At 65.3% G+C, this 14010-nt stretch carries 13 protein-coding genes; 5 read left to right on the top strand and 8 right to left on the bottom strand.

Annotation, left to right across the window (positions count from 1 at the left end; genetic code table 11):
* Positions 1-7 precede the first annotated feature (7 nt).
* Complete coding sequence (gatC, locus tag Q0105_RS15835; protein ID WP_298213094.1) at positions 8-307, bottom strand: Asp-tRNA(Asn)/Glu-tRNA(Gln) amidotransferase subunit GatC; 300 nt, start codon at positions 305-307, stop codon at positions 8-10.
* 204 nt (positions 308-511) lie between these two features.
* Between gatC and Q0105_RS15840 the strand changes: the two genes are divergently transcribed.
* The 5 genes from Q0105_RS15840 (at position 512) to Q0105_RS15860 (ending at position 6325) form a co-directional block, all read left to right on the top strand.
* The gene (locus Q0105_RS15840; RefSeq protein WP_063460976.1) at positions 512-1555 is read left to right on the top strand and encodes a rod shape-determining protein; all 1044 of its coding nucleotides are present in this window, start codon (positions 512-514) and stop codon (positions 1553-1555) included.
* Between the two features lie 141 nt (positions 1556-1696).
* The gene (gene mreC, locus Q0105_RS15845) at positions 1697-2620 is read left to right on the top strand and encodes a rod shape-determining protein MreC (protein WP_298213095.1); all 924 of its coding nucleotides are present in this window, start codon (positions 1697-1699) and stop codon (positions 2618-2620) included.
* A gap of 31 nt (positions 2621-2651) precedes the next feature.
* The gene (mreD, locus tag Q0105_RS15850; protein ID WP_298213096.1) at positions 2652-3170 is read left to right on the top strand and encodes a rod shape-determining protein MreD; all 519 of its coding nucleotides are present in this window, start codon (positions 2652-2654) and stop codon (positions 3168-3170) included.
* A gap of 10 nt (positions 3171-3180) precedes the next feature.
* Positions 3181-5121 carry a penicillin-binding protein 2 gene (gene mrdA / locus Q0105_RS15855; RefSeq protein WP_298213097.1) on the top strand — a complete coding sequence of 647 codons (1941 nt, stop codon included), beginning with the start codon at positions 3181-3183 and terminating at the stop codon, positions 5119-5121.
* A gap of 100 nt (positions 5122-5221) precedes the next feature.
* The gene (locus Q0105_RS15860) at positions 5222-6325 is read left to right on the top strand and encodes a hypothetical protein (RefSeq protein ID WP_298213098.1); all 1104 of its coding nucleotides are present in this window, start codon (positions 5222-5224) and stop codon (positions 6323-6325) included.
* 106 nt (positions 6326-6431) lie between these two features.
* Here Q0105_RS15860 and Q0105_RS15865 read toward each other — a convergent pair whose 3' ends face one another.
* The 7 genes from Q0105_RS15865 to Q0105_RS15895 all read right to left on the bottom strand — a co-directional run.
* Positions 6432-7322 (bottom strand): DMT family transporter, encoded by an 891-nt coding sequence (locus Q0105_RS15865; protein ID WP_298213099.1) that lies wholly within the window; start codon positions 7320-7322, stop codon positions 6432-6434.
* A gap of 83 nt (positions 7323-7405) precedes the next feature.
* Positions 7406-8704 (bottom strand): DcaP family trimeric outer membrane transporter, encoded by a 1299-nt coding sequence (locus tag Q0105_RS15870; protein WP_298213100.1) that lies wholly within the window; start codon positions 8702-8704, stop codon positions 7406-7408.
* A 240-nt stretch (positions 8705-8944) separates the two neighbouring features.
* The gene (locus Q0105_RS15875) at positions 8945-9691 is read right to left on the bottom strand and encodes an amino acid ABC transporter ATP-binding protein (RefSeq protein ID WP_298213101.1); all 747 of its coding nucleotides are present in this window, start codon (positions 9689-9691) and stop codon (positions 8945-8947) included.
* On the bottom strand, positions 9688-10470 hold the full coding sequence (locus Q0105_RS15880) for an amino acid ABC transporter permease (RefSeq protein ID WP_298213102.1): 783 nt from the start codon (positions 10468-10470) through the stop codon (positions 9688-9690). The genes Q0105_RS15875 and Q0105_RS15880 overlap by 4 nt, the downstream gene beginning before the upstream one ends.
* A 58-nt stretch (positions 10471-10528) precedes the next feature.
* Positions 10529-11290, bottom strand: coding sequence for an ABC transporter substrate-binding protein (locus Q0105_RS15885; protein WP_298213103.1), 762 nt, complete (start codon positions 11288-11290; stop codon positions 10529-10531).
* A 238-nt stretch (positions 11291-11528) separates the two neighbouring features.
* Complete coding sequence (locus tag Q0105_RS15890; RefSeq protein ID WP_298213104.1) at positions 11529-12287, bottom strand: TSUP family transporter; 759 nt, start codon at positions 12285-12287, stop codon at positions 11529-11531.
* Positions 12288-12582: 295 nt separating this feature from the next.
* On the bottom strand, positions 12583-14010 hold a 1428-nt coding region (locus tag Q0105_RS15895; protein ID WP_298213105.1), incomplete at its 5' end, for a GMC family oxidoreductase N-terminal domain-containing protein.

The following is a 14010-nucleotide window of genomic DNA, read 5'->3' on the forward strand; positions in this document are numbered from 1 at the left end:
GCGGGCCTCACTCGATCACTTTGGGCACGAGGAACAGGCCGCGTTCGACAGCGGGGGCGCTCTTTTGGTTGGCTTCGCGCTGGTTGGGCTCGCTGGCCACGTCTTCGCGCAGCCGCAGGGCCACATCCTGTATGGCGGCCACGGGGTGGGCCAGGGGCGTGAGGCCCGAGGTATCCACAGCCCGCATCTGTTCCACGATGTCAAAGAAGCCGTTGAGCTGTGTGAGCATGCGCTCACTTTCGGAGGGTGTCAGCTCAAGCCGTGCCAGATTGGCAATGCGGCCGATGTCCTGGGGGGTCAGTGCCATAGGGAGAAGAATCAAGAGAAACCAGAAGTAAAGCTGTGCTCCGGGCTGGGCCACGGGGAGTTATTCACAGGGGATGGGGTATTATCCCGGCTTTGCCGCAAAGCTCCCAAAATAGGAGTCATTTGCGTGAAAACAGCCCTAGACAGCCCCCAAAACCAGGCGATAGCAGGCCGACGCGCGCGCTATGCCCGAGAGGATTCTTGAATGTTCGGAGCCTTCCGTCGGTACTTCTCCACCGACCTTGCCATTGACCTTGGCACAGCCAACACCCTCATCTTCGCCCGCGACAAAGGCATTGTGCTCGATGAGCCCTCTGTCGTCGCCATCCGCCACGAAGGCGGGCCGCACGGCAAGAAAGTCATCCAGGCCGTAGGCCACGAAGCCAAGGCCATGCTGGGCAAGGTGCCTGGCAACATCGAAGCCATCCGGCCCATGAAGGATGGCGTGATCGCCGACTTCGTGATCACCGAGCAGATGATCAAGCAGTTCATCAAGATGGTGCACCCGCGCACGCTGTTCACCCCCAGCCCGCGCATCATCATCTGCGTGCCCTGCGGTTCCACCCAGGTCGAGCGCCGCGCTATTAAAGATGCGGCCGAGGCCGCAGGCGCAACGGCGGTGTATCTGATTGAAGAACCCATGGCCGCCGGTATCGGCGCTGGCCTGCCCGTCTCGGAAGCCAGCGGCTCCATGGTCGTGGACATCGGCGGCGGCACCACCGAGGTGGGCGTGATCTCGCTGGGCGGCATGGTCTACAAGGGCAGTGTGCGCGTGGGTGGCGACAAGTTTGACGAAGCCATCATCAGTTACATCCGCCGCAACTACGGCATGCTGATCGGCGAGCCCACGGCAGAGTCCATCAAGAAGAACATCGGCTCGGCCTTCCCCGGCTCCGAAGTGCGTGAGATGGAAGTCAAGGGCCGCAACCTCTCCGAAGGCGTGCCGCGCAGCTTCACCATCTCCAGCAACGAAGTGCTGGAGGCGCTGACCGACCCGCTCAACCAGATCGTCTCGGCCGTCAAGAACGCGCTGGAGCAGACCCCGCCCGAACTCGGCGCCGACATTGCCGATCGCGGCATGATGCTGACCGGCGGCGGTGCGCTGCTGCGCGACCTCGATCGCCTGTTGGCCGAGGAAACCGGTCTGCCGGTGCTGGTGGCCGAAGACCCGCTGACCTGTGTGGTGCGCGGCTGCGGTATTGCGCTGGAGCGCATGGACCGCCTGGGCAGCATCTTCACGAGCGAGTAAGCCAGTGGGCCTGGTAATTGCAGGCACTTTCCACTCTGAAATCCGCTCATGAACTGCATGACCGCACCCGCCCCAAGGCTTCATCTTGAGCATGTGCCCGTGGAACGGCTTCCACGCGGCCAGTCCTGATCGCGGCGCACCATGCCATTGGGTACCCTGGAGCGCAGCGCTCCCCCATTCTTCAAGCAGGGCCCTTCGGCCCTGTCGCGTTTGGCCGTGTTCAGCGCGCTGGCCCTGTTCCTGATGGTGGCGGACGCGCGGTTCAAGATCACCGACCCGTTCCGCAAAGTGGTGGCCACCGTGCTGTACCCGGTGCAATGGCTGATGCTCCAACCGGTGGAATTCGCCAGCCACGGCTCCAGCTATTTCCAGTCGCTGAAGACTGCGCAGAACGATCTGGACGCAGCCCATAAAAAGATGACGGCGATGGGCCAGCGCGCCAACCAGGCCGAGCAACTCGCCCTGGAAAACGGCCGCCTGCGCGCGCTGCTGGCATTGCGTGACCGCCTGGAAACCCCCGCCCAGGCGGCCGAGGTGATCTACGACACCGCTGACCCGTACACGCGCAGCGTGGTGCTGGACCGGGGCCAGGTGGGTGGTGTGGAGCTGGGTTCGCCGGTGATGGACGAGGCCGGGGTGCTGGGCCAGGTCACGCGTGTTTTCCCCCTGGTGAGCGAGGTCACTCTGTTGGTGGACCGCGACCAGGCCATCCCTGTGCTGAACATCCGTACCGGCGTGCGGGGTGTGGCCTATGGCGACCCTGTGGCGGGCCACGGCGGTGGCATGGAACTGCGTTTCATGCCCGCCAATGCCGACATCCGCGAAGACGATTTGCTGACCACCAGCGGCGTGGACGGCCTGTACCCGCCGGGTTTGCCCGTGGCGCGGGTGGTGCGCGTGGAGCGCCGGGCCGATTCTGCCTTTGCCCGGATTTACTGCGTGCCGTTGGCCCAGGTGCAGGGTGCCCGCCATGTGGTGGTGCTCAAGCCGCTGGCCGACAACGAACTGCCCCGGCCTGAACCTGCGCACCCAGCGCCTGCCGCCAAACGGGGAGGACGCAAGTGAGCCACACGCCCCTTCTGAAAGGATGCACGCCATGATCATGCCGCGTGGTGAGCCTCTGCTGATGCCGGTGAACCCGGTGTTCATCTGGGCCAGCCTGGTGGCGGGCCTGGCCCTCAACATGCTGCCGCTGGGCCGCATCGTCTGGACGCCCGATTGGCTGATGGTGCTGCTTGTCTTCTGGGGTGTGCACCAGCCGCTGCGCATTGGCATGGGGGCTGCTTTCGTGCTGGGGCTGTGTATGGACGTGAGCCAGTCGGCCTTGTTGGGGCAGCATGCCTTGTCCTACACGGTGCTGTCTTTTGGCGCCATCGCCATGCACCGCCGCTTGCTGTGGTTCAGCGTTCCCTCGCAGGCACTGCAGGTGTTTCCCCTGTTTGCGCTGGCCCACGCGATCGAGCTCTTGCTGCGCATGGCCGCCGGAGGCATCTTTCCGGGGTTGTTGAGTTTTCTGGCGCCGCTGATCGAAGCGCTGCTCTGGCCCCTGGCCAGCTGGGTGCTGTTGGCGCCCCAGCGCCGCCCGCCCGACAGCGACCAGAACCGACCCCTATGAAGGCCTTGGCATGACCGAACTGCGCAGCAGCGAAGCCGACGCCTCGCGCTTTCGGTTGCGCGCCGTGGTGGTGGGCTTGGTGGTGTTCGCCGCGTTCTGCCTGGTGGTGGCCCGGCTGGTTTTTTTGCAAGTGGTGCGTCATGAGGATCTGGCCGCCCAGGCCGAGAGCAACCGCACGGCGGTGGTGCCCATCGTGCCCAACCGGGGGCTCATTCTGGACCGCAACGGCGTGGTGCTGGCCACCAACTATTCGGCCTATACGTTGGAGATCACGCCGTCGCGCGCAGGTGTGCTCGACGAGACCATCGACGCGCTGTCGAAGGTGGTGGACATCCAGGCGCGGGACCGCAGGCGCTTCAAGCGGCTCATGGATGAGTCGCGCAACTTCGAATCCCTGCCCATCCGCACTCGCCTGACCGACCAGGAGGTGGCGCGCTTCACGGCCCAGCGCTACCGGTTCCCAGGCGTGGACATCAAGGCGCGCCTGTTTCGCAACTATCCGCTGGGCGATGTGGGCGCCCATGCCATCGGCTATATCGGCCGCATCAACCAGAACGAGAAAGCCCGCATCCAGGATTCGGAGGACGAGGCCAACTACCGGGGCACTGAATACATCGGCAAGCTCGGCATCGAGCAGAGCTTCGAGTCGGCCTTGCATGGCGCCACCGGCGTCGAGCAGATGGAAACATCGGCGGGTGGGCGCGCAGTGCGCAAGCTCTCCAGCCACGCGGCCACGCCCGGCGACAGCGTGATGCTGTCCATCGACATCAAGCTGCAAAAGCTGATCGAGGAGTTGTACGGCAGCCGCCGTGGCGCGTTGGTGGCGATCGACCCGCGCAACGGCGAGATCCTGGCCCTGGTGAGCAAACCCACGTTCGACCCCAACCTCTTTGTTGAAGGCATTGACGTGGAAAACTGGACCGCGCTCAACGAGTCCATCGACAAGCCCCTGCTCAACCGCGCCCTGCGCGGCACCTACCCGCCGGGCTCCACCTACAAGCCCTTCATGGCGCTGGCGGCGCTGCAGTTGAACAAGCGCTCGCCCAGCCTGGTGATCAACGATCCGGGCTTCTACACCTTCGGCGGTCACACCTTCCGCAGCCACGAAGGCGGGCTGGGCGGGGTGGACATGCACCGTGCGATCCAGTTCTCCAGCAACACCTACTTCTATTCGCTGGCCGTAGAGATGGGCGTGGACGCCATCCACGACTTCATGAAGCCCCTGGGCTTGGGCCAGTCCACCGGCATCGATCTCAACGGCGAGGTGCGCGGCACGTTGCCCAGCATGGAGTGGAAGCGCAACACCTACAAACGCGCCGACATGAAGCGCTGGTTTCCGGGCGAGACGGTGTCGCTGGGCATCGGCCAGGGTTACAACAACTTCACCATGCTGCAACTGGCGCTGGCCGAAGCCACGCTGGCCAATGGCGGCACCCGCCACCGGCCGCACCTGGCCAAGGCCGTGAAGAACTCGGTCACCGGGGTCATTACCGAAATTGTCCAGCCCCCCGGCGAGAACCTGGGCTACCTGCCCAAGCATGTAGAGCTGGTGCGCAATGCCCTCATGGCCGTGAACAAGGGCGGCACGGGCACCCGCGTGTTTGCGGGCGCGCCCTACACCTCGGCAGGCAAAACGGGCACGGCCCAGGCCGTGAGCCTGGGGCAGAACGTGAAGTACAACGCCAAGGCGCTGGAGGAACACCAACGCGACCACTCCCTCTTCGCTGCCTTCGCGCCTGCCGAAGCACCCACGATCGCGCTGGCGGTGATCGTGGAGAACGCCGGTTTTGGCGCCGCACACGCTGCGCCTATCGCCCGCCGGGTGTTCGACTATTGGCTGCTGGGGGAGTACCCCAGCGAGGAAGACATTGCCGCCGTGCAAAAGGGCCAGGCTTCGGCCCCCATCGGCAAGCCCCGCCGGGCGGCCGACGTGGCGCTACCCTTGCCTTAGCGCAGCGAACATCTGCTAACAGGCCGCGCGCACCTTCGGCGGCAGAATCCGCCCAGCCCCTCCGGGGGGCTTTCACGGACTGCCACGCAACGGAGATGCCATGCAACGCCAACGCCGCCGGGCCCTGGGGGCCCTTCCTGTTCTGCTACTCACCGCTTGCGGTGGAGGCGGCGGCGGGGATGACACGCCCGCCAGCCCATCCAGTCCCCCAGCGCCATCCACGCCTCCTGCGCCGCCCGCGCCACCACCGCCGCTGCCACCGCCGCCGCCACCTTCGGGCAGCGTGGCCTACGGCAACCTCTCGCGCGCAAGCCTGGGGGCGGGCGCGGCGCTCAACGGTGCGATTCCCTTCCCGGTCGACAACCCGTGGAACACGAACATCAGCGATGCAGAAGTGGACCCGGCCTCGGACAGCCTGATCGCCAGCATCGGCGCCGACAAGGGCCTGTACCGCGACTTTGGCTCTGGCCTGTGGGAGGGCGCGCCCATCGGCATCCCCTACCGGGTGGTCGCAGGCCAGCAGGCCAGGGTGGCAGTCGAGTACCAGGCCTACGGAAATGAAAGCGACCCCGGCCCGTTCCCGGTCCCGCTGGACGCTCCCGTGGAAGGGGCGCCGGGGCTGGATGGCGACCGGCATGTGCTGGTGATCGACCGCGACAACCACCGGCTGTATGAACTGGGTCGTGCCTTTGTGCGCGGGGACCGGTGGCAGGCCGATGTGGGGGCCGTCTTCCATCTGGATAGCAACAACGTGCGGCCCACTGCGCGGAGCGGCTGGACCAGTGCCGACGCCGCCGGGTTGCCCATCTTTCCCGGGCTGGTGCGGTACGACGAAGCCTCACAGGGCGCGGGTGGCATCCGCCATGCGCTGCGCTTCACGGCGGCGCGCACACGCCGGGCGTTTGTGCCGCCAGCCACCCACTACGCGTCCTCACGCACCGACACGAACCTGCCGCCCATGGGCATGCGGGTGCGTTTGAAGGCGGGCTTTTCTATTCCCGCCACGTTCAGCCCGGAGGCCAAGGCCATCCTGACGGCGCTCAAAACCCACGGAATGTTTTTGGCCGACAACGGCTCGGACTGGTTCATCAGCGGCGCACCCGACAGCCGCTGGGACAACGACCGCCTGCGTGCCGAGCTGGCCTCGGTCAAGGGGCGCGATCTGGAGGTGGTGAAGATGACCGGGCTGGTCACCCAGGTGTGAGGCACGCCGTACCCGCCTGGGTATGGGTGGTAGATTGCTATTATTTTAATAGCTTTTTGCGCTTATTGAATAAGCGTTAGGGCCTGTTTTTGCTTGAACGCCGCGCTCAGGCGGGCTGCGCCTTTGCAGGCGGTGCAAGCTGGCTGAACACCAGTGCAGCCACGATCAGCGCCGCACCCGCCAGGCCCGCCCAGCCCAGCCGCTCATCCAGCAGCGCCCAGGCCGTAAGAGCGGCAAACACCGGCTCCAGCCCGAACACGATGGCGCTGCGCATCGCGTCCACCCGCTGCTGGCCCCAGGCTTGCAGGGTGACGACCACCACGCTGGCCAGCAGACCCAAGTACAGCAGCGCCACCCAGGCATCGGTAGGCAGTTGTTGCGCGGCGGACTGCAGCCAGTCCATGCCGCCATCGCGGCCGAGCAGCAGCGCTGTAGAGGCCAGCGCCATCACCGTGGCCTGTGCGGCGGCCATGCGTGTGGCCCGCAGCGGCCGCTGTGCGGTGCGGCGCGCGCATTCCTCCAGCGCCAGGATGTAGAGGGCATAGAACACGGTGCTGGCCAGCGTCAGCGTATCGCCCAGGTTCCAGGGCTCGTTTTCGTGGAACATCAAGGTCATGCCTGCGAGGGCCATAACGCAGGCGGCCCACAGGCGCCAGCCATAGCGGCGGCCCAGTGCGGCCATGGCGATCAGCGGCACCATCAGTACGTTCAGGCCGGTCACGAAGGCATTGCGGTTGCTGCTGGTGCGCGCCAGCCCCTCGATCTGCAGCCAGAACGCCAGGAACAGCAGCAGGCCCAGCGCGCAGCCCCACAGGCGCTCGTGGCGCCGCATGCCCCACCACAGCGGTGCCAGCACCACCAGCGCGATCACGAAGCGCAGCCAGATGATCTGCAACGCATCGAGCTGGGCGGACAGCAGCTTCATGGCCGGAAAGGTAGTGCCCCACACCACGGTGACCACCAGCAGGGCCAGCAGGCCCCAACGTTCTGAACGCATTGGAAGAAAGAAGAGAGAGAAAGACGAAAAGGAAAAAGGGCTGGCCGGTTGCCCGGCCAGCCCGTCCGCTGAGAGTAACGGGATCAGTTAAACAGGTAGCGCGCCTGCAGGTTCACGCGCAGCATGTCGCCGTGCTGACCATCGTAGGTGGTGCGGCGGCCGCCGATCAGCTCGCCGCCCAGTTCCACGTTCTTGATCGGCAGGTAGTACATGCCGGCGTGCCATTGGTAGAGCTTGTGGTTGCCTTCGGCGCCATAGGCGGTCACGTAGGCGTCGCCCAGCTTGTTGCGCGAGCGCACCATGCCCAGCGAGACGGTGCCGCGCAGTTTCTCGCTGAACACGTTGGACAGGCCCAGCACCACGCCGTGCGCCTTGTCGAGGCGCACGGTGCCGCCGTCGAGCACGGGGTAGTTGGCGCCCACCAGGTAGGCGCCGTCGCCGTCGCCGTCCATGCGTGTGTACTGCGCCATCAGCGTGGTGGTGCCGGTGAGCTTGTAGCCCGCGCCCAGGCCAATGCCCAGGCCGCGCTTGTTGAAGCCGCTCAGGCGTTGTTCGTGCGACAGCAGGCGGGCGTTCACGTTGCCCCAGTCGAATGTTTTGTCCACGCGGGCCACCAGGTTCGGGCTTCTCGCGCCGTCGGTGGGTTCTTCCACCGCGAACTGGAACTTGGCGATGTCGGGGTTGTTGTAGGTATAGCGGATCTGGGTCGGGCGGCGGGACGTGGCGCCGGGCGGGCCGTTGAAGTCCACGGTTTCGGGCAGGTTGTCCAGGTCCATGAAGGTGGACCAGGTCTGGCCGATCAGCCAGCCCGCGTATTCGCCATAGGCGTGGCGCAGGCGCAGGCGGTTGCGGTTGCACTCGGCGCCGCAGTAGGCGTAGAAGTCGGCTTCGATCTTGGTGTTGAAGGTGCCGACACTGGTGGGCGTGGAGGTCTCGAAACCAAAGCGCGAGGTCTGTGCGGTCAGGCTGGTTTTGCCGTTGCGAGTGTCGCCCAGAGGCTGCTCCATCAGGTTGGTGAAGGTGTCGCCAGTGGCCGTGCCCTTGATGTCCTTGACCATGTTGGCTTCGGCATGGCCATAGATGCGGATCGAGGTCTCGCTGCCGGGCAGGCGGAAGCTGCCGGGGATGTCGCCCAGCACCACGGCGTCTTTTTGCTTGAGTTCCACCGCGTCGATGCGGTCGTTCCAGGCCGAGGCCGACGCGGCGGGCGCAGCGGCCGGCGTCTGGGCTTGTTGGGCCTTGATGGCGTTGAGCTCGGCGCGCAGGGCCTTGAGCTCATTGCGCATGTCTTCGAAATCCTTGGCGGTCTGGGCAAAGGCTGCGGGTGGCAGGCTGCACAGGCCGGCGGCCATCAGGGCAAGGAACGTGTGGTTCAGTTTCATGGTCACTCCGGTAGGGGTTGTTGGCTTTTTTGTGGATGTTGCATGGATCTGGATCTCAGGTGTCCATGGCATTGGGTGCTGGTCAGTGCTCGTCAAGTGGGCGCGGCCTGAGGTGAGTGCCCCCGCGCAAGGGCCGCCCCGCCGCGAAGGCGGCGTATCCAGCCTTTGCGCTGGGGGGCGTCCCCCTCCCGCGAAGCGAGAGAGGGGGAAGGCGCGAAGCGACTCAGGGGGTGGAGCATTTCAGGCGCTCATGCGGCCGATGAAGGCGCGGATGCGGTCGTTGGCGGGGTTGCTGAAGAATTCAGCGGGCGGCGCGTCGTGCGCGATGCAGCCCTGGTCGAAGAACATGACGCGGTCAGACACCTCGCGGGCAAAGCCCATCTCGTGGGTGACCACGATCATGGTCATGCCGCCACGGGCGAGTTCGCGCATCACGTCCAGCACCTCCTGCACCATCTCGGGGTCGAGGGCGGAGGTGGGTTCGTCGAACAGCATCACCTTGGGTTGCATGGCCAGCGCGCGTGCAATGGCCACGCGCTGCTGCTGGCCGCCCGAGAGCTGCCAGGGGTACTTGTGGGCGTGGTCTTGCATGCCCACGCGGCGCAGCAGGACCATGGCCTGCTCGTTGGCCTTCGCGCGTGGCGTGTGGCGGATGCGCCGGGGCGCCAGCGTCACGTTGTCGAGCACGCTCATGTGGCCGAACAGGTTGAACTGCTGGAACACCATGCCCACCTCGCTGCGCTGCTTTTGCAGGGTGTGCAGATCGTCGGTGACTTCTTCGCCGTCGATGGTGATGCGCCCCGAGTCGTGCGGCTCCAGCCGGTTGATGGCGCGCAGCAGCGTGCTCTTGCCCGAGCCCGAGGCACCGATGATCACGGTGACTTCGCCGGTGTTGAACACGGTGGAGACGTCGCGCAGCACCTGGTGGGTGCCAAAGGATTTGCAGACGCGGTCCACCACGATGAAGGGCGTGGCCTGGCTGGTCATTTGTTGCGCCCTTCCACGTCGAAGCGGTATTCCACGGCGTTCGAGATCTGCGTGACCAGCGTGGTCAGCAGCAGGTAGGTGATGGCTACGGTAGACAGCGTGGCAATCGGCTGGAAGGTGGCCGACTGGATGCGGTTGCCCACGTTGGTCAGCTCCACCACGCCAATCGCATAGGCCAGCGACGAATCCTTGAGCAGCGCCACGAAGTTGCTCACCAGCGGTGGCAGCGAGATCTTGAACGCCTGCGGAAACACCACGTCCAGAAACACATGCACCCGGCCCAGGCCCAGGGCCTTGGCGGCCTCGGTCTGGCCGCGCGGCACGGCCAGCAGCCCGGCGCGGATGGCCTCGGCGTTGTAGGCCCCCACGTTCAGGCCCAGGGCCAGCACGGCGGCGGCGAAGTCGGGCAGGTTCAGGCCTGGCACCAGCACGGGCAGCGCAAAGTACACGAACAGGATCTGCACCAAAAGCGGCGTACCCCGGATGACCCAGATGTAGAAGCTGGCCACCCAGCGCACCGCCGCCCAGCGCGCGGTGCGGGCCAGGGCTGCGGCCGTGCCCAGCACCAGCCCCACGCTGCCGCTGATCAGGGTGAGCCACAGGGTGGTGCGTGCGCCGTCAGAGAACGCCTGGGCGTTGGGGCCGATGGGTTCGGGCAGGAAGGAGAGCAACTGGCCCAGCAGCGCCAGCGCCAGGACCATCAGGATGACGGCCGAGACGAGCGTGGCGTTGCTGCGCTGCTGGCGAGACCAGCGCTCGGGCCAAAGGGCAGTGAGCATGGGAAATCCCGTTCAGGGAACGTTCAAGAGTAGAAAAAGCGCGAGGCGCTTTTTCTTTTTAGTTGCAGCGGACGTCTTCGTTGAAGTACTTCTTGGACAGCGCGGCGTAGCTGCCGTCGGCCATCACTTCGGCCAGCGCCTTGTTCCAGCCAGCGGCCAGCGAGGTGTTGCCCTTGGCCACGGCTGAGGCGATACGCTCGATGAACAGCATGTCACCCAGCTTGAAGCCCGCGCCGGGGTTCTTCTCGGCCACGGCCTTGGCCACGAAACGGTCGGTCACCCAGGCGTCCACGCGGCGCGAGTTCAGGGCGCTGCGGGCGTCCACGTCGGTGGGGAAGTTCTTCATTTCCTTGATGGACGAGACCTTCTGCACGTTTTCAAGGTAGCTGGTGCCGGTCTGCACCGCCACGATCTTGCCGGCCAGGTCCTTGGCGGTCTTGATGGCGGGGTCCATGGCGATGATCATGCCGCCCGAGCAGTAGTGGGGGGCGGTGAAGGTGACGGCCTTGGCGCGCTCGTCGGTGATGCCGTGGGAGGCGATCACCAGGTCCCAACGGTCCTGGCGCAGGCCGGTGAGCAGGGCGTCGAAGCCCAGGGTCTTCCACTGGATGGTGAGGCCCATCTTCTTGGCCACGAGTTCGGCCACTTCCACTTCGAAGCCGGTCAGGGTGGTGCCGTTGAAGTAGTTGAACGGAGCGAACTGCCCTTCGGTGGCGATGAGGATCTTGCCGTCTTTCTTGACCTCGTCCAGTGTCCGGGCCTGGGCGGCGAATGCGGCGCAAAGCGCGAGGGCGGTGGCGACAGCCTTGAACAATTTCATGGAATAGGTCCTGTGGGGGTGTTTCAGGTACAAAAAAATCCGGCAGGCGGGTAAGCAGGCCGGAGGCTTGGTGAATGAGGGCCGGGTCATCGCCAAAGACGAGGCCTGCCGTCATCAAATGGACACGATTATAAAGAGGCGCTTTTTTCCCTTGACACTGCGGACAACCCTTGACGCCCTTTTGTGGGCCTATTCGCAACAGTTGAGGGGGATTTCCTGCGCTTTCGGGGCACGCGCATCAGCGCAAGAACGCGTCGTAGCCGGTCTTGAGGATCAGCGTGCTGACCACCACGATGAAGATGCCGCGCACAAAGCCCGCGCCGTGTTTGAGGGCCATGTGTGTGCCCAGCAGGCTGCCCACCACGTTGGCCACGGCCAGGGTCAGTGCAAAGTGCCACCACACATGGCCTTTGGCGGCAAACAGCGCAATGGCCGCGATGTTGGTGGCGCAGTTGAGCAGCTTGGCCGAGGCCGAGGCATTGAGAAAGTCGTAGCCCAGCAGCCGCACGAACAAGAAGACGAAGAAGCTGCCGGTGCCGGGGCCGAAGAAGCCGTCATAAAAACCGATGAGCACACCGATCAGGCCCGCCACGAGTGTCTCGGTGCGGCCCGCGAAGCGCGGCGTGTGATGGCGCCCCAGGTCCTTTTTTGCAAGGGTGTAGATCAGCACGCTCAGCAGCACCAGGGGCAGCAGCTTGCGCAGAAAGTCTGCCGACACCACCGTGACGGCCCAGGCCCCGGCAAACGAGCCCACAAAACCGGCAGCGGCCGCAGGCAGCATGGCCTGCCAGCGGATCTGCACCCGGCGACTGTATTGCCAGGTGGCCATGGCGGTGCCCCACACCGACGCGGCCTTGTTGGTGCCCAGCAGTGTGGCTGGTGCCGCCCCCGGAAAAGCCGCAAACAGGGCGGGCACCATCACCAGGCCCCCACCCCCCACGATGGCATCCACAAAGCCTGCGAGCAGAGAGGCCAGGGTCGTAAAAATCCATTCCATCGCGCTATTTTCGCACCTGGATTGCTATCAATTCAGGACTGATGGAGCGTCCAGGGCCGGTGGAGCATTTTGCGAGCGGGCAAGAAAAAGGCGCTGGGATCGCCAGCGCCTGGAAAGAAAATGCACCTCGTTGGGTGCTTGAATTTTGGATCTTGGTAGAAAGAGTGTCTCCTCGGGCCCCTCGCTTGGCACACCGAAGCGCGCTTTCGAGTGGCGTAACTGTAACGGCTGCACCCTGGTGGTGCATTGGGGGTTTCCCGCCCCTTTTTGCGGAACGGGGACCTCCCTGGAGACATTACACGCGGCGTGTCCGCCGCTCCTGCATGATCCATTCGGCCGCCTTCTCGGCCAGCATCAGCGTGGGCGAGTTGGTGTTGCCGCTGGTGATGGTGGGCATGGCGCCCGCATCCACCACACGCAGGCCTGCAATGCCACGCACGCGCATTTGCGAGTCCAGCACTGCCATCGGGTCGTCATCGCGCCCCATCTTGGTCGTGCCCACGGGGTGGAAGATGGTGGTGGCGATGTCGCCCGCCAGGCGCGCCAGGTCTTCGTCGCTTTCAAACTGTGTGCCGGGCTTCCATTCTTCGGGCTGGTATTTGGCGAGCGCTGGCTGGGCCACGATGCGGCGCGTGACGCGCAGGCTGTCGGCGGCAACCTGGCGGTCTTCGGCCGTGGAGAGGTAGTTGGGCACTATGGCCGGGGCGGTCTTGAAGTCTGCGTTCTTGATCTGCACCGTGCCCCGGCTGGTGGGGTTGAGGTTGCACACGCTGGCCGTGAACGCCGGAAAGCTGTGCAGCGGATCGCCAAATGCGTCGAGCGACAGCGGCTGCACGTGGTATTCGATGTTCGGGTAGGGCTGGTCGGGGCTGCTGCGTGTGAAGGCGCCCAGTTGCGAGGGCGCCATGCTCATGGGGCCGCTGCGCTTGGCGACGTATTCGAGCCCGATCTTGGCCTTGCCCCACAGCGAATTGGCCATGGTGTTGAGTGTTTGCACCCCTTGCACCTTGAACACCGCGCGGATCTGCAGGTGGTCTTGCAGGTTGGCGCCCACGCCGGGCAGGTCGTGCACCACGCCAATCCCATGCCGGTGCAGCAGCGCGGCGGGGCCGATGCCCGAGAGCTGCAGCAACTGCGGTGAGTTGACGGCGCCTGCACAGAGGATGACCTCGTCCGTGGCGCGGGCCGTGACCATTTCCTGGCCGTCCCACACCTGCACGCCGGTGCAGCGTTTGCTGCCGTCCTCCTGGGTTTCGATGATGAGCTTGGAGACCTGTGCGCTGGTCCACATCTCGAAGTTGGGGCGGCCGTAGCAGGTGGGACGCAAAAATGCCTTGGCGGTGTTCCAGCGCCAGCCCGCTTTCTGGTTGACTTCGAAATAGCCCACGCCCTCGTTGCTGCCGCCGTTGAAGTCTTCGGTGGCCGGGATGCCAGCCTGCTGCGCGGCCTGGGCAAAGGCGTCAAGCACCTCCCAGCGCAGGCGCTGCTTTTCAACGCGCCATTCGCCCGTGCTGCCGGTGGCTCGGTTGCCGTGCAGGCGTTTGAATTTTTCGCTCACGCCTGCGGGCTGGTCCAAGCGCCAGTGGTCCTCGTGGCGACGGAAGTAGGGCAGGGTGTTGTCCCAGCGCCAGTTGATGTCGCCGGTCAATTCGGCCCACTGGTCGTAGTCGCGCGCCTGGCCGCGCATGTAGATCATGCCGTTGATGCTGCTGCAGCCGCCCAG

It is taken from the genome of Acidovorax sp. (genome assembly GCF_027492855.1).
Classification (GTDB): domain Bacteria; phylum Pseudomonadota; class Gammaproteobacteria; order Burkholderiales; family Burkholderiaceae_C; genus Acidovorax.

Excerpts from the sequence above, each read along its gene's own strand:
- gatC (WP_298213094.1), bottom strand. The coding sequence starts at position 307 with ATGGCACTGACCCCCCAGGACATCGGCCGCATTGCCAATCTGGCACGG.
- Q0105_RS15840 (WP_063460976.1), top strand. The coding sequence starts at position 512 with ATGTTCGGAGCCTTCCGTCGGTACTTCTCCACCGACCTTGCCATTGAC.
- mreC (WP_298213095.1), top strand. The coding sequence starts at position 1,697 with ATGCCATTGGGTACCCTGGAGCGCAGCGCTCCCCCATTCTTCAAGCAG.
- mreD (WP_298213096.1), top strand. The coding sequence starts at position 2,652 with ATGATCATGCCGCGTGGTGAGCCTCTGCTGATGCCGGTGAACCCGGTG.
- mrdA (WP_298213097.1), top strand. The coding sequence starts at position 3,181 with ATGACCGAACTGCGCAGCAGCGAAGCCGACGCCTCGCGCTTTCGGTTG.
- Q0105_RS15860 (WP_298213098.1), top strand. The coding sequence starts at position 5,222 with ATGCAACGCCAACGCCGCCGGGCCCTGGGGGCCCTTCCTGTTCTGCTA.
- Q0105_RS15865 (WP_298213099.1), bottom strand. The coding sequence starts at position 7,322 with ATGCGTTCAGAACGTTGGGGCCTGCTGGCCCTGCTGGTGGTCACCGTG.
- Q0105_RS15870 (WP_298213100.1), bottom strand. The coding sequence starts at position 8,704 with ATGAAACTGAACCACACGTTCCTTGCCCTGATGGCCGCCGGCCTGTGC.
- Q0105_RS15875 (WP_298213101.1), bottom strand. The coding sequence starts at position 9,691 with ATGACCAGCCAGGCCACGCCCTTCATCGTGGTGGACCGCGTCTGCAAA.
- Q0105_RS15880 (WP_298213102.1), bottom strand. The coding sequence starts at position 10,470 with ATGCTCACTGCCCTTTGGCCCGAGCGCTGGTCTCGCCAGCAGCGCAGC.
- Q0105_RS15885 (WP_298213103.1), bottom strand. The coding sequence starts at position 11,290 with ATGAAATTGTTCAAGGCTGTCGCCACCGCCCTCGCGCTTTGCGCCGCA.
- Q0105_RS15890 (WP_298213104.1), bottom strand. The coding sequence starts at position 12,287 with ATGGAATGGATTTTTACGACCCTGGCCTCTCTGCTCGCAGGCTTTGTG.